This window comes from Streptomyces sp. MST-110588 (assembly GCF_022695595.1).
GTDB lineage: Bacteria > Actinomycetota > Actinomycetes > Streptomycetales > Streptomycetaceae > Streptomyces.
This window is the reverse complement of the sequence record NZ_CP074380.1, coordinates 6,168,626-6,193,795: the sequence shown is the minus strand read 5'-3', so window position 1 is coordinate 6,193,795 and position 25,170 is coordinate 6,168,626. Positions and strand designations below refer to the sequence as shown.

19 protein-coding genes and 3 pseudogenes are annotated in these 25,170 nt (G+C 72.7%); 14 read left to right on the top strand and 8 right to left on the bottom strand.

The annotated features are described in order from the left end of the window. Positions 1–6 precede the first annotated feature (6 nt). The gene (locus KGS77_RS27190) at positions 7–804 is read right to left on the bottom strand and encodes a PspA/IM30 family protein (protein WP_242585804.1); all 798 of its coding nucleotides are present in this window, start codon (positions 802–804) and stop codon (positions 7–9) included. A gap of 294 nt (positions 805–1,098) precedes the next feature. Between KGS77_RS27190 and KGS77_RS27185 the strand changes: the two genes are divergently transcribed. The 6 genes and pseudogenes from KGS77_RS27185 to KGS77_RS27160 all read left to right on the top strand — a co-directional run bounded on the left by KGS77_RS27185 (position 1,099) and on the right by KGS77_RS27160 (position 6,518). Continuing rightward, positions 1,099–1,695, top strand: coding sequence for a DUF3043 domain-containing protein (locus tag KGS77_RS27185; protein ID WP_242585803.1), 597 nt, complete (start codon positions 1,099–1,101; stop codon positions 1,693–1,695). Further along, positions 1,692–2,471, top strand: a complete 780-nt coding sequence (locus tag KGS77_RS27180) for a class I SAM-dependent methyltransferase (RefSeq protein ID WP_242587711.1) — start codon at positions 1,692–1,694, stop codon at positions 2,469–2,471. Before KGS77_RS27185 ends, KGS77_RS27180 begins: the two co-directional genes overlap by 4 nt. Positions 2,472–2,669: 198 nt before the next feature. After that, a pseudogene (locus KGS77_RS27175) lies at positions 2,670–3,593 on the top strand (ABC transporter ATP-binding protein); the annotation flags it as partial. 235 nt (positions 3,594–3,828) lie between these two features. After that, complete coding sequence (locus KGS77_RS27170) at positions 3,829–4,572, top strand: ATP-binding cassette domain-containing protein (protein ID WP_242587710.1); 744 nt, start codon at positions 3,829–3,831, stop codon at positions 4,570–4,572. 26 nt (positions 4,573–4,598) lie between these two features. Continuing rightward, the gene (locus KGS77_RS27165; RefSeq protein WP_242587709.1) at positions 4,599–5,693 is read left to right on the top strand and encodes a trypsin-like peptidase domain-containing protein; all 1,095 of its coding nucleotides are present in this window, start codon (positions 4,599–4,601) and stop codon (positions 5,691–5,693) included. Positions 5,694–5,810: 117 nt separating this feature from the next. Beyond that, positions 5,811–6,518, top strand: a complete 708-nt coding sequence (locus KGS77_RS27160; RefSeq protein WP_242585802.1) for a hypothetical protein — start codon at positions 5,811–5,813, stop codon at positions 6,516–6,518. Positions 6,519–6,576: 58 nt separating this feature from the next. Here KGS77_RS27160 and KGS77_RS27155 read toward each other — a convergent pair whose 3' ends face one another. Further along, positions 6,577–6,789: a hypothetical protein gene (locus tag KGS77_RS27155; protein WP_242585801.1), complete on the bottom strand. Its 213-nt coding sequence runs from the start codon at positions 6,787–6,789 to the stop codon at positions 6,577–6,579. Between the two features lie 162 nt (positions 6,790–6,951). Between KGS77_RS27155 and KGS77_RS27150 the strand changes: the two genes are divergently transcribed. The 5 genes and pseudogenes from KGS77_RS27150 to KGS77_RS27130 all read left to right on the top strand — a co-directional run bounded on the left by KGS77_RS27150 (position 6,952) and on the right by KGS77_RS27130 (position 12,720). Then, complete coding sequence (locus tag KGS77_RS27150; protein ID WP_242585800.1) at positions 6,952–8,304, top strand: bifunctional adenosylcobinamide kinase/adenosylcobinamide-phosphate guanylyltransferase; 1,353 nt, start codon at positions 6,952–6,954, stop codon at positions 8,302–8,304. 125 nt (positions 8,305–8,429) lie between these two features. After that, positions 8,430–9,002, top strand: coding sequence for a hypothetical protein (locus KGS77_RS27145; RefSeq protein ID WP_242585799.1), 573 nt, complete (start codon positions 8,430–8,432; stop codon positions 9,000–9,002). Positions 9,003–9,109: 107 nt separating this feature from the next. Further along, positions 9,110–10,155: pseudogene (gene cobT / locus KGS77_RS27140) on the top strand (nicotinate-nucleotide--dimethylbenzimidazole phosphoribosyltransferase). 91 nt (positions 10,156–10,246) lie between these two features. Further along, the gene (locus tag KGS77_RS27135; protein ID WP_242585798.1) at positions 10,247–12,016 is read left to right on the top strand and encodes a phosphatidylglycerol lysyltransferase domain-containing protein; all 1,770 of its coding nucleotides are present in this window, start codon (positions 10,247–10,249) and stop codon (positions 12,014–12,016) included. Further along, on the top strand, positions 12,013–12,720 hold the full coding sequence (locus KGS77_RS27130) for a hypothetical protein (RefSeq protein WP_242585797.1): 708 nt from the start codon (positions 12,013–12,015) through the stop codon (positions 12,718–12,720). Before KGS77_RS27135 ends, KGS77_RS27130 begins: the two co-directional genes overlap by 4 nt. A 9-nt stretch (positions 12,721–12,729) precedes the next feature. Here the strand turns inward: KGS77_RS27130 and KGS77_RS27125 are convergent, their stop codons facing one another. Next, the gene (locus KGS77_RS27125; protein WP_242585796.1) at positions 12,730–13,467 is read right to left on the bottom strand and encodes a hypothetical protein; all 738 of its coding nucleotides are present in this window, start codon (positions 13,465–13,467) and stop codon (positions 12,730–12,732) included. Positions 13,468–13,562: 95 nt separating this feature from the next. Here KGS77_RS27125 and KGS77_RS27120 point away from each other — a divergent pair. Next, positions 13,563–14,422, top strand: a pseudogene (locus KGS77_RS27120) (adenosylcobinamide-GDP ribazoletransferase). A 69-nt stretch (positions 14,423–14,491) separates the two neighbouring features. Here the strand turns inward: KGS77_RS27120 and KGS77_RS27115 are convergent. The 5 genes from KGS77_RS27115 to KGS77_RS27095 form a co-directional block, all read right to left on the bottom strand. Continuing rightward, positions 14,492–15,394, bottom strand: coding sequence for an endo alpha-1,4 polygalactosaminidase (locus KGS77_RS27115; protein ID WP_242585795.1), 903 nt, complete (start codon positions 15,392–15,394; stop codon positions 14,492–14,494). Next, positions 15,391–16,068, bottom strand: coding sequence for a spherulation-specific family 4 protein (locus KGS77_RS27110; protein ID WP_242585794.1), 678 nt, complete (start codon positions 16,066–16,068; stop codon positions 15,391–15,393). The genes KGS77_RS27115 and KGS77_RS27110 overlap by 4 nt, the downstream gene beginning before the upstream one ends. A 69-nt stretch (positions 16,069–16,137) precedes the next feature. After that, complete coding sequence (locus KGS77_RS27105) at positions 16,138–17,607, bottom strand: hypothetical protein (protein ID WP_242585793.1); 1,470 nt, start codon at positions 17,605–17,607, stop codon at positions 16,138–16,140. Beyond that, a complete protein-coding gene (gene pelF, locus KGS77_RS27100) occupies positions 17,604–19,136 on the bottom strand; it encodes a GT4 family glycosyltransferase PelF (RefSeq protein WP_242587708.1) in 1,533 nt (510 codons plus the stop codon). Before pelF ends, KGS77_RS27105 begins: the two co-directional genes overlap by 4 nt. A gap of 264 nt (positions 19,137–19,400) precedes the next feature. Further along, positions 19,401–21,455, bottom strand: coding sequence for a hypothetical protein (locus KGS77_RS27095; RefSeq protein ID WP_242585792.1), 2,055 nt, complete (start codon positions 21,453–21,455; stop codon positions 19,401–19,403). 375 nt (positions 21,456–21,830) lie between these two features. Here KGS77_RS27095 and KGS77_RS27090 point away from each other — a divergent pair, with 375 nt between their 5' ends. Beyond that, positions 21,831–23,366, top strand: a complete 1,536-nt coding sequence (locus tag KGS77_RS27090) for a leucyl aminopeptidase (protein ID WP_242585791.1) — start codon at positions 21,831–21,833, stop codon at positions 23,364–23,366. A 361-nt stretch (positions 23,367–23,727) separates the two neighbouring features. Continuing rightward, positions 23,728–25,116 carry a dihydrolipoyl dehydrogenase gene (lpdA, locus tag KGS77_RS27085; protein WP_242585790.1) on the top strand — a complete coding sequence of 463 codons (1,389 nt, stop codon included), beginning with the start codon at positions 23,728–23,730 and terminating at the stop codon, positions 25,114–25,116. Positions 25,117–25,170 lie beyond the last annotated feature (54 nt).

Genomic DNA, 25,170 nt, shown 5'->3' with positions numbered 1-25,170 from the left:
CGACGGTCACTGCTTGTCGAAACGCGGCCGGTCCTGCGGCTGGACGGGCTGCGCCTGACCGGGCCGGCCGCCCTCGATGGCCTGCTGGCCGGCCGAGGTGCCTCCCGCCAGCTCCGCCTTCATCCGCTGGAGCTCCAGTTCCACGTCGGTGCCGCCGGAGAGCCGGTCCAGCTCGGCCGCGATGTCGTCCTTGGCCATGCCGGTCGGGTCGTCCAGCGCGCCCGAGGCGAGCAGTTCGTCGATCGCGCCGGCCCGCGCCTGCATCTGCGCGGTCTTGTCCTCCGCGCGCTGGATGGCCATGCCGACGTCGCCCATCTCCTCGGAGATGCCGGAGAACGCCTCGCCGATGCGGGTCTGCGCCTGGGCAGCCGTGTACGTGGCCTTGATGGTCTCCTTCTTCGTACGGAAGGCGTCGACCTTGGCCTGCAGCCGCTGCGCTGCCAAGGTGAGCTTCTCCTCCTCGCCCTGGAGCGTCTGGTGCTGCGTCTCCAGGTCCGTGACCTGCTGCTGCAGCGCGGCACGGCGGGAGAGCGCCTCGCGGGCGAGGTCCTCCCGGCCCAGCGCCAGCGCCTTGCGCCCCTGGTCCTCCAGCTTGGAGGACTGGCCCTGGAGCTGGTTGAGCTGAAGCTCCAGGCGCTTGCGGGAGGTCGCCACGTCGGCGACGCCGCGGCGTACCTTCTGGAGCAGTTCGAGCTGCTTCTGGTACGAGTAGTCGAGGGTCTCACGCGGATCCTCGGCACGGTCCAGGGCCTTGTTGGCCTTCGCGCGGAAGACCATCCCCATCCGCTTCATGACACCGCTCATGGGCCTCGCGCGCCCCCTTCTGACCGAGTACTTCGGGCTTCGACTCCAGCACACCTACAGACCCCACAGTACGGGCCCTGGTTCCATTACCGCACCGATCGGGCCGTGATGCGCTCCTCCTACAGGACGATCAGGGACTCCCCGCTCTCCCGCCCAGGGATTAGGGGACGGCCGTACAAAGGCCACCGCGTCCGCTTCGTCCCGGTACGGCACCGGGCGGGGACGGACGCCGTTGCCGGATCGTTCCCCATGCGCCCGTCATCCATGCGCCGCCACCCCGTACCCTTGGGTTCTGTGTTCCGAAGCCGTACGAAGGATGAGCAGGCCGCGCCCGCCAAGGTGACCGCGGACCAGTCCAAGCAGCCCCGCGACCCGCAGGCCCCCAAGGGCCGCCCGACGCCCAAGCGCAGCGACGCCCAGTCGCAGCGCCGGACCCGCGCGCACACCCCCGCCAACCGCAAGGACGCGGCGCGGGCGGCCCGCGAGGCCCGCCGGGCCGACCTGACCAAGCAGCGGGAGGCGCTGGCCAACGGCGACGAGCGTTACCTGCCCGTACGCGACAAGGGCCCGGTGCGCCGCTTCGCGCGGGACTTCGTCGACTCCCGCTGGAGCGTGGCGGAGTTCTTCCTGCCGGTGGCCGTGCTCATCCTGGTGCTCACGATGATCCGCGTACCGCAGATCCAGAGCATCGCGCTGCTGATGTGGCTGGCCCTGATCGTGCTGATCGTGCTGGACTCGATCGGCATCTGGATCCGTCTGGGCAAGCGCCTCAACGAGCGCTTCCCCGGCGAGAACATCAAGGGCGCCAAGGCGTACGCCGTGATGCGCACGCTCCAGATGCGCCGGCTGCGGCTGCCCAAGCCGCAGGTCAAGCGCGGGGAACGGCCCTGAGCGCACCGGCCGTACCGCCCACGGCACGGCACACCGTCCGGCAGGAACTGCTCTCCCGTCAGCTCGACGAGCAGATAGCCGCGCGCTTCCCCGTGGGGCAGCGGCTGGAGGTCCTGGGCGTCGGGCTGGGCGAGGGCTTCCAGGCGCTGCGGCTGGCCCGCGCGGGCCACAAGGTCACCGGCCTGGAGCCCGACCCGGCGATGCTGGACGTGGCGCGTACGGTGCTGTCGCGGGAGCCGGAAGGCATCCAGGAGCGGGTACGGCTGATCCAGGGGGACGGCGGCGAGACCGGTGTCCACTTCCTGCCCGGCACCTTCGACATCGTGCTGTGCCACGGCGTGCTGATGGACGCCCCGGCGCCCGACCCGGACCCGCTGCTGGCCGGACTGGCGCGGATGCTGGCCCCCGGCGGGCTGCTGTCCCTGGTCGTACGGAACGCGGACGCGCCGGCCATGCGGCCGGGGCTGGACGGCGACTGGGAACGTGCCCTGACCGCCTTCGAGAGCGCCGACGCGCGCTACCGGCTCGACGCGCTGACCACGACGCTCGCCGGCATCGGGGCGCCGCTGCACACCTGGTACGGCGTACAGGTCTTCACGGGCCACTCGGAAGCCGGGGACCCGGCGTCGGCGTCCGGCGAAGGGCCGGTGTCCGCCGAAGGGCCGGTGTCCGGCGAAGGGCTGGAGCGGCTGCTGGCCGCCGAGGACCGGGCTGCGCGCACCGACCCGTACCGCGCGGTGGCCGAACTGCTGCACCTGTGCGGCGTACGCGGCTGACGCGTACCGGGTGCCGATGACACACAGGGCCGTCGACCGACCGTTATCGGTCAAATGATCGGCCGGTTTCCGCCGGCAGGCAGGTGAACCGGACCCCTGCCGCGTCCTTTCCGGTGTGACCAGCAATGTCGAGGAAACGCGGGGCAGGGGCCGGCGGACCGCGTCGGGCGGAGCGGGACCGACGGGCCGGAGAAGCCCGTGCGGCCCGGAAGGACGGACGGGTCCGAGGAATCCGTACAGCTCGGAAAGGCGGACGGAGCGGACGGGCCCGACGGGCGGAAGGGCTCCGGTGCGTCCGGCGAGCCGCCCGCGCCCCGGCTGCCGGCCGCCCGTACCTGGCGCATTCTGTACGGCCACATCCGTCCGCACCGCGCCGCCGTCGCCCTGGGCGGCTTCCTCACCCTGATCGGCGTGGTCACCGGCCTCGCCCAGCCGCTCGCGGCCAAGGCACTGGTCGAACGGCTCGGCGGCGAGGAATCGATCGCCTCCCTGCTGCTCCTGCTCACCGCGCTGGTCCTGGCGGGTACGGCGATCGAGTCGCTGGGCGCGTACGTCCTGGAGCGCACCGCCGAGTCCGTGGTCCTGGCCGCCCGCCGCCAGCTCGTCGCACGGCTGCTGCGGCTGCGGATGCCGGCGGTCGAACGGACCCAGCCCGGCGACCTGATGTCCCGGGTCACCTCCGACACCACACTGCTGCGCTCGGTGACCACCCAGGCGCTGGTCTCCACGGTGACCAGCGGCCTCTCACTGATCGTCACGGTCGTGATGATGGCGCTGCTGGACCCCGTGCTGCTCGGTGTCACGCTCGCCGTGATCGTGCTCATCGCCGGTTCGCTGGGGCTGGTCATGCCGCAGATCGCGCGGGCGACCAAGCACGCGCAGGAGTCGGTCGGCGCGGTCTCCGCCGCGCTGGAGCGCACCTTCGGCGCCTTCCGTACGGTCAAGGCGTCCGGGGCCGAACGGCGGGAGGGCGAGGCCATCACGGAGGCGGCGGTCCAGGCGTGGCGGCACGGCCTGAAGGCGGCCAAGTGGCAGTCCATCGCGATGTCCGCCAACGGGCTCGCCGTACAGATGGCGTTCCTGGCCGTACTGGGCGTCGGCGGCGCCCGGGTGGCGTCCGGGGCGGTGGAGATCTCCACGCTGGTGGCCTTCCTGCTCTACCTCTTCTACCTGATCGACCCGATCGCGCGGCTGGTGGACGCGGCGTCGTCCTACCAGGTGGGGGCGGCGGCGGTGGCCCGTATGGCGGAGGCCGAGGAGCTGGAGGTGGAGCCGGAACCCACTGGAGACGAAGCCGGCCGGCGCGAGGGGACGAGGGGCGGCACGGACCCGGCCCGCGGGGGCGGCGCCCGCGAGCGTGGTCTTCGAGGACGTGACCTTCCGCTACCGCGCCGATCTGCCGCCGGTCCACCACGGCGTGAGCTTCACGGTGCCCGGCGGCGGGCTGACCGCCTTCGTCGGCCCTTCCGGCGCCGGCAAGACCACCGTCTTCGGGCTGATCGAGCGGTTCTACGAGGCGGACGGCGGCCGGGTGCTGGTCGACGGCCAGGACGTACGGGAGTGGCCGCTGGAGCGACTGCGCGCGGCCATCGGGTACGTCGAGCAGGACGCGCCGGTGCTGGCCGGCACGCTCCGCGAGAACCTGGTGTTCGCCGCCCCCGGTGCCACCGACGCGCAGATCGCCGACGTCCTGGCCCGGACCCGGCTGGAGGGCCTGGTGGAGCGGCTGCCGGAGGGACTCGGGACACCGGTGGGGCACCGCGGCAGCCGGCTGTCGGGCGGCGAGCGGCAGCGGGTGGCGATAGCCCGGGCGCTGCTGCGCGGGCCCCGGCTGCTGCTCCTGGACGAGGCGACCTCGCAACTGGACGCGGTCAACGAGCTGGCGCTGCGGGAGACCGTCGCGCAGGCCGCCGAGACCACCACGGTGCTGGTGGTCGCGCACCGGCTCTCCACGGTGACGCTCGCGGACCGGATCGTGGTGATGGACGCGGGCCGGGTGCGGGCCGTGGGCACCCACGCCGAGCTGGTGGCCGGCGATCCCCTGTACGGGGAGCTCGCGGCCACGCAATTTCTCGCCACCACGCCGGATGTACGGACGTAGAAGCCCACCAAAGCGACAATCCAGGTATGACGCCTTCATTGACGCTTCGTCATGGCGTGGTGGCCGCGGCGGTCACCACCGTGTGCGTGACCGCTTTGGTCGCCGGATGCTCCGACTCCGGATCCGGGTCCGGGGCTGCCGCCGGCTCCTCCGGCACCGCCCCGGCCACCACGTCTTCCGGCGCGGTGGCCCCCAGCGTCAGCACCGACCTTCAGAACGCCTACCAGAAGGTGGTCAAGGACGTCCTTCCGTCCGTCGTCCAGATCACCACCGGCCAGGAACTGGGCTCCGGCGTCGTCTACGACGGCCGGGGCCACATCGTCACCAACGCCCATGTCGTCGGCGACTCCGAACGGTTCAAGGTGACCCTGGCCACCGGCGGCCGGACGCTGGAAGCCCGGCTGGTCTCCTCCTACCCCCGGCAGGACCTGGCCGTCATCAAGGTCGACAAACCGCCCCAGGACCTCAAGCCGGCGGTCTTCGGGGACAGCTCCAAGGTGGCGGTCGGCCAGATCGTGCTGGCCATGGGCAACCCGCTGGGCCTGTCCAGCAGCGTCACCCAGGGCATCGTCTCGGCGACCGGACGCACCGTCAGCGAGGGCGGGGACGGCGGCAGGGGCCCGACCATCGCGAACATGGTGCAGACCTCCGCCGCCATCAACCCGGGCAACAGCGGCGGCGCGCTGGTCAACCTCTCCGACCAGGTGATCGGCATCCCCACACTGGCTGCCACCGACCCGCAGATGGGCTCCGGCGCGGCGCCCGGCATCGGCTTCGCGATCCCCGCCTCGACGGTCAGGAACATCGCCGACCAGATCATCGGCAAGGGCAGGGTCACCGACTCCCACCGGGCCGCGCTGGGCATCACCGGACGTACGGTCCTGGGCCCCGACCTGGAGCCCGCCGGGGTCGCGGTCGCCTCGGTGACCAGGGGCGGACCCGCCGACAAGGCCGGCATCCGGCCGGGCGACGTCATCGTCAAGTTCGGCGGGGCGCAGGTCGCCACCATAGAGGATCTGACCGCGGCACTGGCCGCCCATGAGCCCGGCGACACGGTGGAGGTGACCGTCGCCCGGGACGGCGCGGAGCGGACCGTACGGGTGCCCCTCGGCAAGCTGTGACGGACGGCCGGACCGACGAGCGACAGCCGGGCCGCCTGTCGTGACGAGCGCGGGCAGGCAACCCCTGGGACGTACGGGACATCCCTATCCCCGACGGACTACCAACCTGGGGGGCCAATGGGGAAGCGATCACGTCTCACCGCCGGCCTGGCCGCGCTCCTGGCGAGCGCCGGCCTGGCGGCGTGCGGGGGAACCGGCACGGAATCCGTACGCGCGAAGCAGCCCGCGAGCGCGAGCGCCGCACACAGCGCGCCACCTGAGAGCACCACCACTCCGCCGGGCAAGCAGAGCGAGCAGAGCAAGCCGAAGAAGCAGGACCATCAGGAGAAACGGAAGAAGCCGGAGGAGCGGCCGAAGCCGCGTAAGGGCACCTCTCCGCGCGACCCCTGCCGGTCGAAGAACCTGGACTGGTCGGTCACGGTCCTCAAAAAGCGGCCGGGCGACGGTCTGTACCGCAGGGCGCGCCTCAAACTGGTGAACAAGGGGCCGGGCACGTGTGTCTTCCGCGGCTATCCGGAGTTCGGGGCCCAATACGGCAAGATGTGGGACATCAACTGGGAACACGGCAGAGCCGGCTCGTTCAAGCTGTCCCGCGGCGACGCGCTGACGATCGGTCTGCGCTATCAGGACACCGAAGAACGTGACGTTCACTGGTGGGAGGTGTGCCGCATCCCCGAGGGAAACGCCGTGGGCTGGGCCCCACAGGACTCCGGCTTCGCCGAGACGATGCCGGTACGGAACGAGGCCGGCCGAAGACACCCCTTCAAGGTCTGCCTGGGCACAGGCCAAATGAGCCCGCCCCGGCGTACGCCGGCCCACCGGTAGCGGTGCCCCGGGCGCCCGTCGGCCACCGCGGCCGGCGGGCGTCCGGGCCGCGCCGTACTCAGCCCTCCGCGCCGTGCAGGCTCATCGGCGCGGCGTAGATCTCCGTGCCGTCCTCGAAGAGCCGGACCTGGTCGACGCCGCCGTCCAGCAGCGCCTTCCACTCCTCACCGATCCACGACTCCGCGTCGCCCTGGGTCGTGAACTCCTCCGGCTCCACCGCGGGCGTCGTCTCCGTACCGTCGGCCTTCTCGAACCGCCACGTCCACGCCATGTCCGCCTCCTGGATTCCACCGGGTCAGGGTCACGTGCTCGCGTCGTGCACGCGCGTCACGTACGCGTGCCGCTGCTGCTTTCGTGCTGATCCGCAGCCTAACGGCCGTGTCGAGACGGGCCCCCGCGCGCCCGCGCGGCCCAGGCGCGAGAAAATCGCCGGGTGGAACTGACTCTCCTCGGTACCGGGGCCCCGCTCGGACTGCCGCGCCCCGGCTGCCCGTGTGCCGCCTGCGCCTGCGCCCTCGGCGAGGAGGCGCGGGCCGCGACCGCGGTGCTGATCGACGGCGCGCTGCTGCTCGACCTCACCCCTGGACCGGCCTTCGCCGCCGCCCGCGCCGGGCAGTCGCTCACCGGCGTACGGCAGGTGCTGCTCTCGCATCCGCACGAAGGGCCCGCGATGGAGGTGCCGGCCGGGCTGCCGCAGCCGGGCCGGGTCGCGGACGGGCGGGAGCTGGCGCTGCTGGACGGGCACCGGGTACGGGCGATCGCCGTGGACGTGCCGGGCACCGGGTACGAGGTCGGCGGGGCGGAGGGCGAGCGGCTGCTGTACCTGCCGCCGGGCGCGGCCCCGGCCGGGCTCGGGGAGGCGCACCCCGGCCACGGCGCGGGCGCGGGCGCGGGCACCGGCCCCGGCTCCGGCCCCCGCTCCGGTCACGGCCGGATCCAGGGGCAGGGCCAGGGGCAGGGGCAGGCGTACGGGCAGGGCCACGGGACGCGGCCGTACGACATGGTCCTGATGGACGTCCTGGGGCGGCCGGACGGGCTGGCGAAGCTGCGGGCGAGCGGCGCGGTGGACGCCGCGACCGATGTGCTGGCCGTCCACCTCGACCACGACGTGCCGCCCGGCCCCGAACTGCACCGCAGGCTCGCGGCGGCGGGCGCGCGGACCGTACCGGACGGCTCCGCGCTGCTGGTGGGCGAGTACCACGCGGTGCCCGACCTGCCACGCCGCACGCTGGTGCTGGGCGGCGCGCGCAGCGGGAAGTCGGCCGAGGCCGAGCGGCGGCTGGCGGCCTTCCCCGACGTCCTGTACGTCGCCACGGGCGGCACGCGGGACGGTGACGCGGAGTGGGCGGCGCGGGTCGGGGCCCACCGCGAGCGGCGCCCCGCCACCTGGCGTACCGCCGAGACCTGCGACCTGGTGCCGCTGCTGGCGGACCTGCCGGACGCCGACACCGGCCGGGACACCGACGAGTCGCCGCTGCTGATCGACTGCCTGGCACTGTGGCTGACCCACGCCATGGACGAGGTGGGGGCGTGGGACGACGAGAAGTGGACGGCCGGCGGGGAGCGGGCGCTGCGCGCACGGGTGGACGAGCTGGTCGCGGCGGTACGCGAGACCAGGCGCCCGCTGGTCGCGGTGAGCAACGAGGTCGGTTCCGGGGTGGTGCCGGCGACCGCGTCGGGCCGTCGCTTCCGCGACGAACTGGGACGGCTGAACGCGGCGTTCGGCGCGGAGTGCGAACACGTCCTCCTGGTCGTCGCGGGCCAGGCACTGGCCCTGCGCGGCTGATACGGGCCGGTCGCTGGCCCTGCGCGGCTGATACGGGCCGGTCGCTTGCGCTGCGCGGCTGACGCGGGCCGGGTGCCGTCCGTGTCCGCTTGCCCGGCTCCGTACCAAGGGGTGGTCTTGGCCCTGTGAGCGACTCGCGCTGTTTCGACGACGCCGTACGGGCCTATGTCCGCCGGCACCCGCGGGCGACGGTCGTCGCGCTCGGCGAGGGCCTGGACACCGCGTTCTGGCGGGTCGACAACGGGCGGCTGACATGGCTGACGGTCGAGTCCCCCAAGGCCGCGGCGGTGCGCCGGATGCTGCTGCCCGACGGTCCCCGGCGGTACACGGTCGCCTGCCCGGCGACCGATCCGGCCTGGCTGGACGCGGTACCCGCACCGGAGCGCGGGGTGATCGTCACGGCCCGGGGGCTGCTGTTGGCTCCGGGCCAGGTGCGTGCCCTGCTCGCCGCGTGCGCCCAGCGTCTTCCCGGCGGCGCGCTGGTTCTCGGTACGGTGCCGCGCCGGCTCGCCGCCCTGGCGCGGCGCCCGGGCGCAAGGCCACGGGAGACGCCGGAGGTGTGGGAGGCGCCGGAAACCCCAAAGGGGTGGAGCCGTGCCGGGATGGCCGGCGCCTGTCCCGGCGTCGTCGAGGTACGGGCCCTGCGGACGCCGCCCCGGGCCGTCACCGAGATCCGGTTCGGCCCGCGCCCGCCGTGACGCCGTCCGGTCCCCACGGCCCCGCAGCGCACCTCCACCGCACCGCAGCACGCCCCCACGGCCCCCGGAGAGGGCCATCCCCCGCGGCAGCCGGTAATCTGCGCCGAATGAGCGCCCTGAACCTCGATGACTTCGCCCACCTGATCGAGCGCCCCGACGGCGGGGTGCGCCGTGACGCCCAGGAGCGGCGGCAACGGCTGGCCGTGCCGCCGGGTGCGCTGGGCCGCCTGGAGGAGTTGGGCGAGTGGCTGGCCGCGGCCCAGCAACAGGTGCCGGTGCGGCCGGTGCGGCGGCGCGGCTGGTGCTCTTCGCGGGTGATCACGGCGTGGCGGAGCTGGGCGTCTCCGCGCGTCCGGCCGGCGGTACGAAGGAACTCCTGCGGGCGGTGCTGGACGGCGCGAGCCCGGCGGCCGTCCTGGCGCGGCAGACCGGGGCCTCGGTGCGCGTGGTGGACATGGCGGTGGACTGCCCGGCGGAGGAGCTTCCCGAGGAGGTCACCCGGCACCGGGTGCGGCGCGGTTCGGGGCGGATCGACATCGAGGACGCGCTGACGGCCGAGGAGGCGGAGAAAGCTTTCCGTGCGGGGATGGCGATCGCCGACGAGGAGGCGGACGCCGGTACGGACCTGGTCGCGCTCGGCGATCTGAGCGTGGGCGGCACCACCGTGGCGAGCACGCTGATCGCCGCGCTGTGCGGCACGGACGCCTCGGTCGTCACCGGCCGCGGCGGCGCGGGCATCGACGACCTGGCCTGGATGCGCAAGTGCGCGGCGATCCGGGACGCGCTGCGCCGGGCCCGTCCCGTACTGGGCGACCAGATGGAGCTGCTGGCGGCCACCGGCGGCGCCGACCTGGCCGCGATGACCGGCTTCCTGCTCCAGAGCGCGGTGCGCCGGACCCCCGTCGTCCTGGACGGGGTGGTGACGGCGGCCTGTGCCCTGGTGGCGCAGCGGGTGGCGTTCCGGGCGCCGGACTGGTGGGTGGCGGGGCAGTCCAGCGGTGAGCCGGCCCAGTCCAAGGCGCTGGACCGGATCGCGCTCAACCCTCTGCTCGATCACGGCGTCACTGCTGGCGAGGGGACCGGGGCCCTGCTCGCCCTGCCATTGGTGCAGGCGGCGGCGGCCCTGGCGGCAGAATTGCCCGTACGCGACTGAGCGGCGCGCCGGCCCGTCGGCCGGCGACCGCGCGGGGAACCGGACGCGCGAGAGGTCCGGGCGGCGAGACGCCCCCATACGATCAAGTTTCATGGGAGAAGCCCGTTTGAGCCCGGACGACGACCGCGTGCGCGGTCCCTGGTCACAGCGCGGCGCCGTCTTCGGCGTCTGGTACCTGCGTGCCGTCACCTTCATCAATGTCCTCAGTGCCGTGTGGGTGTCCATCGGCAACGACATCCGCCGGCACAACGTCGACGAGTTCTTCACGCCCTATCTGCTCACCGCGGGCTTCGCCTCGGGCGCCTTCTCCCTGTTCTGCGCGGTCACGCTGCGCCGGCGCAAGCGGGCCGCCTGGATTCTCAACCTCGTCCTGTCGGGGCTCTTCCTCCTGCTGCTGGTGTGCGTGATGGTCCTGTCCCCCGAGTTCCGCGGCCATGCCCAGAACTGGGTGTCCTTCGCGCTGACGCTGCTGTTCGTCCTCGCGCTGGTGGTGGGCCGCCGGGAGTTCTACGCCAAGGGCGACCGCTCCAACCCCAGGCTGGCCGCGTTCACCGCCGTCGTGGGGCTGCTGGCCGGCTCGCTGCTGGCGGCGCTGCTGGTGACGCTCACCAACAACGCCCACGACGGTTACAGGTCGACATTCCTGGACCGCTGGCGGTACGGCGTGATGCGGCTGGTCTCGGTCGCCGCCGACGAGGACCGCTTCCCCGGCATCTCCGCGCCGACCTGGGTCAACGTCACCATCAACATCCTCAGCACGCTCCTGCTGCTGGCCGTCCTGTGGGCGGCCTTCCGCTCCGTACGGGCCATCGACCCGATCACCCCCGAGGACGAGACGAAGCTGCGCGACCTGCTGGCGCGGCAGGGCGACCGCGACTCGCTGGGGTACTTCGCGCTGCGCCGCGACAAGAGCGTCATCTGGTCCCCCACCGGCAAGGCCGCCGTCACCTACCGCGTCATCGGCGGGGTCTCGCTGGCCTCCGCCGACCCGATCGGCGACCCGGAGGCGTGGCCCGGCGCCATCGGGCTGTGGCTGGCCCAGGCCCGTGAGCACGGCTGGACGCCGGCCGTGATGGGCGCGAGCGAGGAGGCCGGCACGATCTACGCCCGGCACGGCCTGGACGCCCTGGAGCTCGGTGACGAGGCGATCGTGGACACCGGGGAGTTCACCCTGGACGGGCGGGCGATGCGCACCGTCCGCCAGGCGTACAACCGCGTCAAGCGCGCCGGCTACACCGTCCGTATCCGCCGCCACCAGGACATCGCCCCGCAGGAGATGGACGGCCTGCTGCGGCTGGCCGACGACTGGCGGGACGGCGAGACCGAGCGCGGCTTCTCCATGGCGCTGGGCCGGCTCGGCGATCCGGCCGACGGGCGCTGCGTGATGCTGGAGTGCTTCGACGCGGACGGCGTGCCGCGGGCGCTGCTCAGCTTCGTCCCGTGGGGGGCCAAGGGCCTGTCCCTGGACCTGATGCGCCGGGACCGGGACTCGGACAACGGCCTGATGGAGTTCATGGTCCTGGAGCTCATCCAGCGGGCGGAAGAGGTGAAGATCACTCAGCTCTCGCTCAACTTCGCGATGTTCCGATCCGTCTTCGAACGTGGTGCGCGGCTCGGCGCGGGCCCGGTGCTGCGCCTGTGGCGCTCACTGCTCAGCTTCTTCTCCCGGTGGTGGCAGATCGAATCGCTCTATCGCGCCAACGCCAAATACCGGCCGATCTGGGAGCCGCGGTACATGCTCTTCGAAAAGAGCACCGACCTGCTCCGTATCGGCGTCGCCGCCGCCGGCGCCGAGGGCTTCCTTCAGGCCCCCGGGCTGCCGAAGTGGCTGAACCGCAAGCACTTGGAGAGCAAGAGATGAACGAGCCGGCCCTGCGTCGCGCCGTGCGTGCCGAGTGGGGCCCGCTGTTCCGTACCGTGTGGCTGGGCCTGGCCACCAGGAAGCTCCGCGCGATCCCGCTGACCCTCGCGGCCATCTGTCTGACCTCGGTCTTCCAGATCGTGCAGAACCAGGACTGGGGCTACCAGCCGATTCAGAACGTCGGTTCGGTACGGGCCGAGGAGCCCGTGTGGCTGGCGCTGCTGCGTACCCCGCTGTCGCTGTTCGTGCCCGCCCTGGACCTGCCGGTGTGGGGCGCGCTGGCGCAGCTCCTGGTCGTCTTCGGGATCTGCGAGATCGCGCTGGGGCGGCTGCGGACGCTGGCGGTGGCGTACGTGGCCACGCTGGCCGGGACGATGTACGCGCGGATCGGCATCGCGATCGGCCCGGAAAGCGTCGTCGGGCTGCCCGCGAGCGACGCCCATGTCAGCGACACCGGTCCCTCGGCGGCCGTGGTGGGCCTGGCGATCTTCGTGTGCTGGCGGTACCGGGCGTGGCTGACGTGCTCGCTGGTGGTGGCGGCGATGTTCTACGAGGTGTTCTTCATCAAGAACAACCTGGCGGGCAAGGAGCACATCGCGGCGGTGGCTGCCGTCCTGGTGCTGTGCGGCGTATGGGAGGTGCGGCACCGCTCCCGCAAGCCCAAGGACGCCCACCGGGACAACGGTTCGGGGCGCCTGCGGTGACCTGCCCTGTCAGCGGTTCGGGGCGCCTCCGATGACGTACTGGACGCGGCGGCGCAGCCGGGACCAGCGCCGGTCGTGGCGGTAGGCCCGCACCTTGGCCCGGGCCCTGGCCTTGGGCCGGCGGCGGTAGAAGCGCCTGGCCCACGGCGAGTTGGGCCGGGCCAGGCGGACCGCGCCGAACAGGGCGACGAAGGGGACGAAGACGCCGATCACGGCGAGCCGGCCCTTGCCCTTGAAGAGGGCGACCAGGGCGAAGAGGAAGTTGACGCCCACGGTCCGTACGACACGGAAACGGTTGTGGAGCTCCTCGGCGCTCAGTTCGTTGACGCCGAAGGGTGAGAAACCGGCCAGGATCAGACCGACCAGCGCGACCGTGACGATCACGATCTCGACGCTCTTGGTGCCCTCCTCGGTCCAGTACACGTCGTCCAGGTGCAGGATCAGCGCGAACTCGTCCAGGACCAGACCGACCCCGGTCCCGAAGAGGACCGCGGCCAGACCCGAGCCGTAGCCGTGCCGGCCGCCCGCCAGCGCGCTGAAGCCGCCGACCACCATCAGGACGACGCCGGGCACCACGTGGTGGACGTGGAGGCCGCCGGGGGTGATGTTGCGGAAGGGGCCCTTGCCCGCGCGGATGAGGCGGGTGATGACACGGGTCACCGCGAAGGTCAGGACGAAGGAGGCCAGCGCGAGGAGCAGCGGCAGTTTCCCCGGTTCGATGACGTTGCGGTACCACCAGTGACCCATGGACGCACTCCCGTTTGTCTCCTATGCGCAATTTAGCGGCCGTCCCTTCCAGGACTGCCCGGAACCGGCGGGAACCTGCGGGGTAGCCTGCGGCGATGAACGACGCGGTGAACGGCAACGGCGCGGTGAACGACGCGGTGAACGGCTCCCCCGCCTCCCTCAGCGGCAAGGACGCCCTGCGCTTCGCCTTCGGCACGCTGACCGTGCTCCCCGTACGGGTGACGCGCTGGGACCGGGCGGCGGCGCGCGGCGGCATGCTCTGCGCGCCGGCGGCCGGGCTGGCCGTCGGCCTGGGCGCGGCCGGGCTCGGCACGCTGCTGCTCCTGCTGGGGCCGGCCCGCTGCTCGCCGCGGTCGGCACGGCCGCCCTGCCCGCCGCCCTGACCCGTGGGCTGCACCTGGACGGGCTCGCCGACACCGCCGACGGGCTGGGCAGCGGCAAGCCGGCGGCGGACGCGCTGCGGATCATGAAGCAGTCCGACATCGGCCCGTTCGGCGTGCTCACCCTGGTCTTCACGCTGCTGGCCCAGGTGGCCGCGCTGTACGAGCTGTACGCGCGGGGCTGGGCGCAGGGCGCGGTCGCGGCGGTCCTCGCGGCGGTGACGGCCCGCTGCGCGCTCACCCTCGCCTGCCGCGGGGGCGTGCCGCCGGCCCGCCCGGAGGGGCTGGGCGCGGCGGTGGCGGGCGCCGTCCCGCCGCGCGCGGCCTGGGCCGTCGCGCTCGTGGTGGCGGCGCTGTGCGCGGGCGCGGGCGCGCTGTCCGGCCGCCACGGGGCCCTGGGTACGGGCGGGGCCCTGCACACGGCGCTGGCGGCGGGGGCCGCGCTGGGCGCCGCCGAACTGCTGCTGCGGCACTGCCGGCGGCGCTTCGGCGGGGTGACCGGGGATGTGTTCGGCGCGCTGGCGGAGACGGCCGGGCTGACGGCGCTGGTGGTGCTGGCGCTCGGTCAGGGGTGAGGGCCCCGGCCGGCCCGGGCCCGTACGGCGTACGCGTTCCGTACGTGGCGTGCCTGTAGCAGACCCCGCTCAGCAGGCGCGGCGCCAGGCGTCCAGGTGCAGCCGCTTCTGCATCGAGCTGAAGCCCAGCTTGCGGGTCTGGGCGCAGAACCGCGCGGCCGGCAGCTCGTACTCCACGTGGAAGACCGGCTTGCCGGCCTTGATGAACGGCTTGAGCGTCTCGCACTCCTCGTACTGCGCGCACTGCTCGTTCACGGCGAAGTCGAAGTCCTTGAGAAGCTGCGGGATCTGGTCCATGTCGTTCTTCAGGCCGACCGACATGCCGCGCTCGTGGGCGAGTTTGGCGACCATGCGGTTGAAGGCGAGCTGGTGGGCAGCGGTGAGCTTGAAGCCGGTCTTGTTCAGGTAGCCGTCGACGTTGTCCGGCTCGACCGCGTCGAAGCCCTTGGCGCGGCACATGTCGAACCGCTTGGCGATCAGGGGCCGCAGGACGTCCAGCCTGCGGATGTCCAGCCAGCGTTCGCCCTCCCAGCCGTTGTCGCGCCCGATGACGGACTTGGGGAACCTGCGCGCGTCGGGTCGGAAGTCCTCCCAGGCACCCACGCTGATGTAGCAGATGACCTTGCGGCCACGGCGGTGGAGGTCGGCGACGGTGGACGCCTTGCGGTTGAAGCCGTCGATGTCGTACACGGGGGCCTTGACCGAGAAGTCGAGCTGGCCGGTGAGCTGCCACTGCCAGGCGACGCCGGGCTTGGGGCGCCACATGCCGGCGGAGGCCCCGGTGGCCGGCCGGGGGTCCGGCTTCGGCTTGGGCGCGGCCTCGCTCGGCGCCTGGGCGCAGGCGGCGATGAGGGCGAGCAGGGCGGCGGCCAGGACCGGCAGCGACCGTCGGCGCCGGGCCGGGCGCGGGGCACGGGCCGGGGACGGAACCGGGCAGGCGGGCGGACCGGAGGGAGGCGGCGAGGAGTTCATCGGTAGGTCTCCAAGCAGGACGGCAGGGCGTCCCAGGGATGCGGGTGGGTGCCGGGGACGGCGCAGTGGACGGCGGCGCCACGCCGCCGGGACAGTTCGGCGGCGGCCCGGGCGCAGCCGTCGGGGACTCCGTGGATCAGGTGACAGAAGCGCTCGGGCGGATGGCCGGCCGTCCAGGGCGGGACGTCGGCGCTCTCGTACGCGGCCCAGTCATCCTCGAAGGTTACGAGGAGGTCGGCGACGTCCAGATAGCGGGGGTGCGGGTGGAGGCCGTGGTTGAGGACGACGGTGGTGGCGCCCACGGCCCGGGCGGCGACCGCCAGCCGGCCGTAGTGCGGCAGGAATTCGGGACCGGGCGCGGCCTGGTCGAAGAAGGCGCCGTCGGTGGCGTACCAGTCGCGGTGGCGCAGCAGGTCCTGGACCACCTCCGCGTGCGGACGGCGGCCGTAGGCGGTGTCGGCGTAGCCCAGCCGACGCACGCCGGCCGCCCGCAGTGCGCCCGCGACCTCGGCGAAGGCGGGGTCGGGGGCCTGCCCCGGGCCGTTGCACGGGTTCAGTACGACGCCGTAGAGGCCGGGCGCCGCCTCGATCAGTCTGCGCCAGGCTTCCGGGCGGTCGGCGGGGTGTTCGTACAGGGGGACCAGAAGCCGCTGGGGCGGGGAGGTGGGGAGCATGGCGAGCCGATTCCGTCGGGCCGGGCCGCCCGCGGACCGTGCTGCTGCGGCGCGGCCCGCGGGCGGGCGTCAGCGGTGGGCGGTGGCCCGGCCCAGGAGGGCGGAGCCGAGGGCGGACAGCACCAGGGCGGCGCCGCCGCAGACGATGAGCTGGGTGAGGACGGGTGAGAGCGGGCCGGTCAGCAGGACCACGGTCTGGGTCACGGCGGCGGCGCCGCACACCACGGCGGAAACCGCGACCGCGCCGAACGCCTGGAGGAGCAGCGCGGTCCACAGGACCGTGCCCAAAAGCAGCAGACCGCCCAGCCGGGCCGCGTCCAGCGGCGGGCCGTCCGGCCACAGAAACGTTCCCGCGGCGTCGAGCGCGGCCAGGACCGCCAGGTAGCCGAGCAGGCAGCGGGCCAGGGCGCCGGAGGTGGCGCGCCAGAAGGCGGCGGGGGTGGTACTGGCGCGCAGCCCGGCCACGGCGTTGCTGCGGTACCGGTACAGCAGCCACTCCGCCGGCCCCATGCTGAGCGTCAGCGCGACCGCCGAGGGCGCCGCGACCGTGGCCCCGGTGCCGTAGCGCAGTACGTCGCCGAGCGCGGTGTGCAGCACCAGGACGCCGGTGGCCAGGCCGAAGAGCCCGTACGGCAAGGAGGCCGCCGCCCGCGGTCCGGCGCCCTTGTGGCGTGCCTCGCGCAGATGGCCCCGTACGGCGCGGGCGGCCAGCCCGGTGGCGGCGGCCAGGGACAGCAGGAGCAGCGCGGTCCGTACGGCGTCCGGCGGGTGGAGGGCCGCCACCGCCACGGCGCCCAGGGCCAGCGGCAGCAGCGCGCACAGCAGGGCCCTCTCGTGGCCGAAGACCAGGAGGGTGGTGGCGGCGGCGAGGTAGAGCGCCTGGCCGACGGCGAAGAGGACCGCGCCGGCGGCGTCCTCGTCGACGCCGGAGGCCGCCCAGGCGACCGCCGTGCCGGCCAGCGCCCCGGCGGGCGCGCCGAGCGCCAGGGCGCGGGCGGCGGCGTACCGGTCGCCCAGCCCCAGCCAGGAGTACGCGCGGTGGGCGAGCGCCTGGTTCCACATCCAGCCGGTGAGCGCGCCCGCCAGCACAGGAAGCGTTCCTGCGGGCAGGCCGAGGGAGTCCGGCGGCCCGGTCAGCAGGTGGGCGCCCACGACGTAGGCCAGGCCCGGCATGGCGAAGACCAGGGCGCGCAGCAGACACCCCAGCAGGCTGACCCGCCAGGGGTCCGGGCCCTCACCGCCGGGCTCGGGGTAGCTGCGCGGAATCCGCTCGAAGAGCTCCTCGGCCAGCGCGAAGGAGTTCTCCCGCCCGTACGTCAGCCGGATCTGATCGTCGCTCATGCCGTCGGACTCGATGATGGCGGCGATCTCGTCGGGGTGGACGGCGGCGGCGATCAGGGCGGCCATCCGCTCGGCCAGCTCGTCGACGGGGTCGGGGGCGGCCCACCCGGGCCGCCTGGGCCGCGGGACGTGCGGGAGGGTGTCGGGGCGGCCGGAGCCCTCCCGGTCCGGCGGCACCAGCCACAGCGGGCCGCTCATCCAGCGGATCCGTCCGCCGCGAGGGCCGGTCCGTCCGCCGCGAGGGCGGACCAGGGGCTGCGCAGTTGGAGCGTCCAGTCCCTCTCCTCGCGCTGCTTGCGCTCCTCGGCGAGGCGGGCCGGAGCGCCGGCGGCCAGTTCGCGGTAGATCGTACGGAACCCGTCCACGGAGCGGCGCAGGGTGAACTGGTCGATCACCCGCTGCCGGGCCCGGCTGCCCAGCTCCGCGCGCATCTCCCAGCCTCCGTGCAGCAGTTCCAAGGTGGCCTTGGCCATCGCCTCCGGCTCGCGCGGCGGCACCACCCGCCCGGCGTCCCCGACCGCCTCGCGCACCCCGCCGACGTCCGTGGAGACGGTGGAGCGCCCGCAGGACATGGCCTCTATGAGGCTGAAGGGAAAGCCCTCGCTGATGCTGGAGAGCATCACGATGCTGCCCGACGCGTAGGCGGCGGCGACGTCGCAGACCCGGCCCTCCCAGCTCACCCCGTCGCTCACGCCGAGTGAGGCGGCGAGTTTCTCGCAGCGCCCGTGGTACTCCTCGCAGCCGTTGGGCACTCCCCCGTACAGCCGCAGCCGCAGCTCGGGGACCTCCTTGCGCATCAGGGCGTAGGCGCGGATGAGGGTTTCCAGGTCCTTGATGGGGTCGATACGGCCGGCCCAGCTCAGCGTGGGGGTGTCGGGCTCGGCCCCGGCGTGCGGGAAGGCGTGCGGGTCGACGCCGTTGTAGACCGTACGGATCTTCTCGGAAGGGGTGCCGCCGCGCTCCTCCCAGCGCCGGTTGTACTGGTTGCAGGGGGTGATCAGATCGGCGGCGCGGTAGCTCTCGATGGTCAACTGGCGGTAGAAGCCGAGCATCAGGGCCTTGACGGGCCAGCGCTGGGCCCCGGAGCGGTAGCCGAGGTAGCGCTCGCGCAGGTAGATGCCGTGCTCGGTCAGCAGGAAGGGCACCTGGTCGAACTTTTTGGCCACCAGCGCCGGGAGGGTGGCCAGGCCGTTGCTGACGGAGTGCGCCACGCTGTCGGCGGGAATCCGTACGGCCAGCGGGCGCAGGGCGTGTTCGAGCAGGTCGGTGGCGGTCAGCGCGTCGTGGACGGTGGGCTCCGCCGCGCGGGTGGCGGTGTGCGGCAGGGTCCAGATCCACATCAGGGAGCGCAGTGCGGCTTCCGTACGCAGCGCGGCGCTCAGGCGTCCCTCGCGCGCCAGTTCGGCCAGATGGTAGAGCTCGGCGCCGAAATCGGTGCAGGACTGCGGGTCCAGGAGGGAGAGCAGGAAGCGCTCGTAGATGTCGATGAAGCGCCGGCGCTCCCGGCCCCACAGGGGCCTGGCTCCGCGCCGGCCCGGCGGCGGCCCCCACATCGGCACGGAGGAGTGCCGGCGGACGTTCTCCGGGAGTTCCCAGGTCACCGGCTCCCGGCCGCTGCCGGTCAGCGCGATGACGTGGAAGGTGACTTCGGGCATGCCCCGGACGAGCTGATCGCACCAGGTGGAGACGCCGCCGGTGACGTGCGGGTAGGTGCCCTCGGTGAGCATGGTGACGTGCCCGCCGGGCTGCGGGCCGTCCTGGTCGGGACTTCGGCGGCCTACCTCGTACAGCGTGGCGTTCATGGCGGTTCCCCCCGGAACACGAGTGCTTGAGCGGTGCGATGCGGGACGTGGAGGTGGCTGGTCTCGGGGACGTGGGGTGCGCGCGGACGCACGGGAGCCTCCGCGCGGGGCGGTGCGGTGTCCGGACGCGGTGGTGCGTTCCGTGTGCCGACGGGCGGCCGGGCGGTGCCGGGCGCTCGACGGGGCCCGTCAGGCGGTCGCCGGGAGCTTGAGGGTGATCGCTGCTCCGGGTGCCTGCGCTGCTGCCCACTCCGAGACCCGGCCGGCATACCTGCTGCCGAAATCCGCGGTCCCCTCGGAGAGTTGTCGTTTGGTTCCCACCGGCATCGTAGCCGCCGCGTCGACGCCTTCCGGCGACGTGATGGTGACGGTGTCGCCAATTCTGTATGCCGTCACGGAACCGGCGTCCAGCGCCCGCTGCCACGCCGCACGCTGCTGCAACTCACGGCCGATCGCCCGCTGCCGCGCGTTGACCACCGGGGTGTCCTCGGCGAACAGCCCCCGATAGTCGGCCAGAACTTTGTCCAGAACCGGGTAGGCGATGCGGTCTTCTGCGAGGTTGGACTGATGCATGTAATGCGGGCGCGGATCGTTGCTCATCACATGCGCGAGGGCGGCATGCGCCTCCTTGGGGGCGATGTAGGAGGCGTAGCCGGTGGCCGGGTCCAGCGGACCGGGCAGGCAGGTGGAGTTGGGGTCGGTCTCACAGATCCCGCTGCCGCCGTCCGCCTTGCTGGTGTAGATCCAGTTGTACTCGTCGACCTCCTCGGCGGCCTTCCCCACGTTGTAGTAGACGTTCATCGGGTAGCGCGGCACGGTCAGCGCGGAGCCGACCGGACGCTGCGCGGACTCCCGGGAGTTGTCGCTGGCGGTCCACCTCACCCCGTTCGCGGCCAGCGCGGGCGCGAGGTTTGGGTTGTCCTCGGGCTGCTGCGGCAGGGTCCTGAGCCCGGAGTGCTCGCCGGTGACCAGCTCGGCGGCGTCCACGTCCAGGCCCTTGGCCACGCCCCACTCGTGGTTTCGCCTGATCTCCGCGTCGATCTCCGCCCGACCGACCCAGCGGGTACGTCCCAGCAGGTCGGTGGCGCAGCGCCAGGGGGTGACGGAGGTGTCCTGCACACAGCCCAGGAAGGCGTGGGTGTAGGTGTGGTTGACCCAGCGGTAGGCGGCCTTGTCGGCGAGCAGCCGGTCGGCGAACGGGTCGCTGCCGCCGTGTTCGGACCGCCACTCCTCGCCGGAGCCGGCGTTGTAGACCATGTCGAGCGTCAAGCCGCTGGTGCGCTGCCACCGGGCGGCGTACTCGGCGTCGGCGGCGGTCATCCGGATCTGTTCGTTCTCCGGGGTGCCGGACGGGCAGTCGTCACCGGGGGTGCAGTTGCGCGCGGTGTCCCAGCGGCCGTCGGGCGCGAAGACGTCATCGACGTGGACGGAGAAGTAGTTGCGGCTCTGCCCGAGGTGGACGCCCTGGGTCAGCCAGTCGACGACGCCGCGGGCCAGCAGCCGGAACTGCTGCTGGTAGCGGTTCATCGAGAAGGTGACGACCAGCTCGCGGCGCCCGTCGTGGGCGTACTCGCCGATCAGTGAGCCCCGCGCGGTGGAGCCGGGGACCGCCGCGTCCAGGTAGGTGGTGAACTTCGCGCCCTCGGGCTGGACGGCCAGCGGCTGGGCGATGTGGCCGTAGCTCTCGGAGACCTGTTCGTCCTCGTCCGCGAAGGGCACCGGGCCGTCGAGGTAGCCGAAGGGGGCGGCCTTGCCCGCGGTGGTGGTGTGGGTGGCGAAGCCGTCCAGGACGCCGGAGAATCCGCCGTCGTCCGGGGTGCGCAGTCCGACCGCGGGGCGGGCGTAGGTGTACGCGTCCACCTGCGGGATCCCGAATTTCTTCTCGTACGCCGCCAGCGCCGCTAGCTCGGAGGAGGCGGGCGAGCCGAACGGGTTGTCGTCCGGCAGCACCACACCCTGGAACTTGGCCCGTGGGCGGCCGTCCACGGTGTCGCTCAGGTACGCCTCGTCAATCACCGGACGGCTCGGACTCGTCAGGTCCACGACGGTGTACGGCACCCCTTGGGCGCGCAGTTCGCCACGCAGGGCATCGGTGCTCTCGCCGCCGTCGGCCACGACCAGCACCCTCAGGTCGGTCCGGGGCTCCGGCGCCGCCACGGCCCCCGTGGCGGGCAGTCCCACCGCCAGCAGCACACCCGCGGCCCACCCGGCCAGCAGTGCGGACACTCTGACATTACGGCCCATCGGCGCAGTCCCTTCCCCCCGGAAGACGCCCTGCCTCCAGAGTGACGCCAGGCAGGTCCGTGCACATCATGCGAAGGAACTGAACGTTCCCTCGCACAGACGGCACGACTGTGGCACACGTCTCATTCGCAGCACAGCAGTTGATGACAAAACGGCTTTGACTGTCCGGTCGGTAATGCCGCAAACGGGGTTAACCGTCTGATATCTCCCTCGCAATGCATCGCGGCTGAGGCCACAGTGACCACAGCGACGGCTTGTGCGTGCTTGTCCGCCGACGCGTCCGGCCACGCCACGCGGCGGACCCGAGCGTAGGCTCGGCCGCAGCAGCGCCCCGGGCGCAAATGGACCTCTTGACGGAACAGGACTTTCATCACCGTGACTGCACTGACCCTCAGCACATCCTCCGCCGCGACGTCGCGTGCGGACGCCATCGTCGTCGGCGTGGCCAAGGGCACCAAGGGCCCGGTCGTGGCCCCGGGCGCCGAGGCCGTGGACAAGGCATTCGACGGCAGGCTCGCCGCCGTGCTGGAGACCCTCGGCGCGAGTGGTGCCGAGGGCGAGGTGACCAAGCTCCCGGCCGCCGCCGGCCTCAAGGCGCCGGTCGTGCTGGCGGTGGGCCTGGGCGACGCCCCCAAGGACGACGACTACGACGCCGAGGCGCTGCGCCGCGCCGCGGGCACCGCCGCCCGTGCGCTGGCCGGCACGAAGAAGGCCGCCTTCGCGCTTCCGGTGCCCGACGCCGAGGCCGCCGCCGCGGTCTGCGAGGGCGCGCTGCTGGGCGCGTACGCCTTCACCGCCTACCGCAGCGAGCCCAAGGCCGCCAAGGGTGAGACCAAGAAGAACGACAGGTCCGCGCCGCTCGCCGAGATCGCCGTCCTGGGCGGCAAGCCGCGCGACAAGGCGTACAAGGCCGCCGCCGAGCGCGCCACCGTACTGGCCGCCGAGATCAACCGCGCCCGCGACCTGATCAACACCCCCTCCAACGACCTGAACCCCAAGACCTTCGCCGCCCAGGCGCAGGCCGCGGCCAAGGAGTTCGGCCTCACGGTCGAGGTGCTGGACGAGAAGGCGCTCAAGAAGGGTGGCTACGGCGGTCTGATGGGTGTCGGCCAGGGCTCGGAGAACCCGCCGCGCCTGGTGAAGATCGCCCACACCCACGCCAAGGCGACCAAGACCCTGGCGCTGGTCGGCAAGGGCATCACCTACGACTCGGGCGGCATCTCCCTGAAGCCGGCCGGTCACAACGAGACGATGAAGTGCGACATGAGCGGCGCCGCCGCCGTGTTCGCCGCCGTCGTCGCCGCGGCCAGGCTGGGCCTGGAGGTCAACGTCACCGGCTGGCTGGCGCTGGCGGAGAACATGCCGTCCGGCTCGGCCACCCGTCCGGGCGATGTGCTGACCATGTACAGCGGCAAGACCGTCGAGGTGCTCAACACCGACGCCGAGGGCCGGCTGGTGCTGGCCGACGCGCTGACCCGCGCCTCGGAGGAGGACCCGGACGCGATCGTGGACGTCGCCACGCTCACCGGCGCGATGGTGCTGGCGCTGGGCAACCGCACCTTCGGGATCATGGCCAACGACGACGCCTTCCGCACCTCGATCCACGAGATCGCCGAGGAGGTCGGCGAGCAGTCCTGGCCGATGCCGATGCCCGCCGAGCTGCGCAAGGGCATGGACTCCCCGGTCGCCGACATCGCCAACATGGGCGAGCGGATGGGCGGCGGCCTGGTCGCCGGTCTCTTCCTGAAGGAGTTCGTCGGCGAGGGCATCACCTGGGCCCACCTGGACATCGCGGGCCCGGCCTTCCACGAGGGCGCGCCCTGGGGCTACACCCCCAAGGGCGGCACCGGCTCCTCGGTGCGCACGCTGGTGCGGCTGGCCGAGCGCACCGCCGCCGGCGACCTGGGCTGACGCGGGGGCGGGGCCGGCGGTGGGGCGGGACGGACGACGTCCCCGCCGGACCCCGACCGGCCCGGGCCCCTTACGGCCTTTTTGTCCGTACGGCTCCGGGTACCCGTCCCGGGGCCGTACGCCCGCGTTCGCCCTCAACGAAATCCGTACGCCTGTACGCACGAGTAACCCCGCGGAGCTGCCGTTCGGCGGTCCCGCACCCCGGCCCGCCGTCCCGCCCGTGTTCAACAAGTGCGAAGATGGGTTCTTGGCAGACAGGGCCCCCCTTTACCCAGGGCCGAAGTAACCAAGCGGCCGATCAACAGCCGCCGCCCGGTCATCGTGGACCGGCTCCGGCGTACCCATGCATGGAGGACGTGACGTGGCGAACGACGCCAGCACCGTTTTCGACCTAGTGATTCTCGGAGGCGGTAGCGGCGGTTACGCCGCTGCCCTGCGCGGGGCCCAGTTGGGCCTGGACGTCGCCCTGATCGAGAAGGGCAAGGTCGGCGGCACCTGCCTGCACAACGGCTGCATCCCCACCAAGGCTCTGCTGCACGCCGGTGAGATCGCCGACCAGGCCCGCGAGGCGGCCCAGTTCGGTGTCAAGGCCACCTTCGAGGGCATCGACATCGAGGCCGTCCACAAGTACAAGGACGAGGTCATCTCGGGCCTGTACAAGGGTCTCCAGGGCCTGGTCGCCTCCCGCAAGGTGACCTACATCGAGGGCGAGGGCCGGCTGTCCTCCCCGACCTCCGTGGACGTGGGCGGGCGCCGTGTCGAGGGCCGGCACGTCCTGCTGGCGACCGGTTCCGTACCGAAGTCGCTGCCGGGCCTGAACATCGACGGCGACCGGATCATCTCCTCCGACCACGCGCTGAAGCTGAACCGGGTACCGAAGTCCGCGATCGTCCTGGGCGGCGGCGTGATCGGCGTCGAGTTCGCCTCGGCGTGGAAGTCCTTCGGCACCGACGTGACCATCGTCGAGGGCCTCAAGCACCTCGTCCCGGTCGAGGACGAGAACAGCTCCAAGCTGCTGGAGCGGGCCTTCCGCAAGCGCGGCATCAAGTTCAACCTGGGCACCTTCTTCCAGAGCGCCGAGTACACCGAGACCGGTGTCAAGGTCACCCTGGCCGACGGCAAGACCTTCGAGGCCGAGGTGCTGCTGGTCGCCATCGGCCGCGGCCCGGTCTCCCAGGGCCTGGGGTACGAGGAGGCCGGGGTCGCCATGGACCGCGGCTACGTCCTGGTCGACGAGTACATGCGCACCAACGTGCCGACGATCTCGGCCGTCGGTGACCTCGTCCCGACCCTCCAGCTCGCGCACGTCGGCTTCGCCGAGGGCATCCTGGTGGCGGAGCGGCTGGCCGGTCTGAAGACCGTGCCGATCGACTACGACGGCGTGCCGCGCGTGACGTACTGCCACCCGGAGGTCGCCTCCGTCGGCATCACCGAGGCCAAGGCCAAGGAGCTGTACGGCGCCGACAAGGTCGTCACCCTGAAGTACAACCTCGCGGGCAACGGCAAGAGCAAGATCCTGAAGACCACGGGCGAGATCAAGCTCGTCCAGGTCAAGGACGGTGCCGTGGTCGGCGTCCACATGGTCGGTGACCGCATGGGCGAGCAGGTCGGTGAGGCCCAGCTCGTCTACAACTGGGAGGCCCTGCCGGCCGAGGTCGCGCAGCTCATCCACGCGCACCCGACGCAGAACGAGGCGCTCGGCGAGGCCCACCTGGCCCTGGCCGGCAAGCCCCTCCACTCCCACGACTGACCCCAGTCCGGGCGCGACCACAACCCCGCACCATTCGTAAGGAGCAAGAGAAAC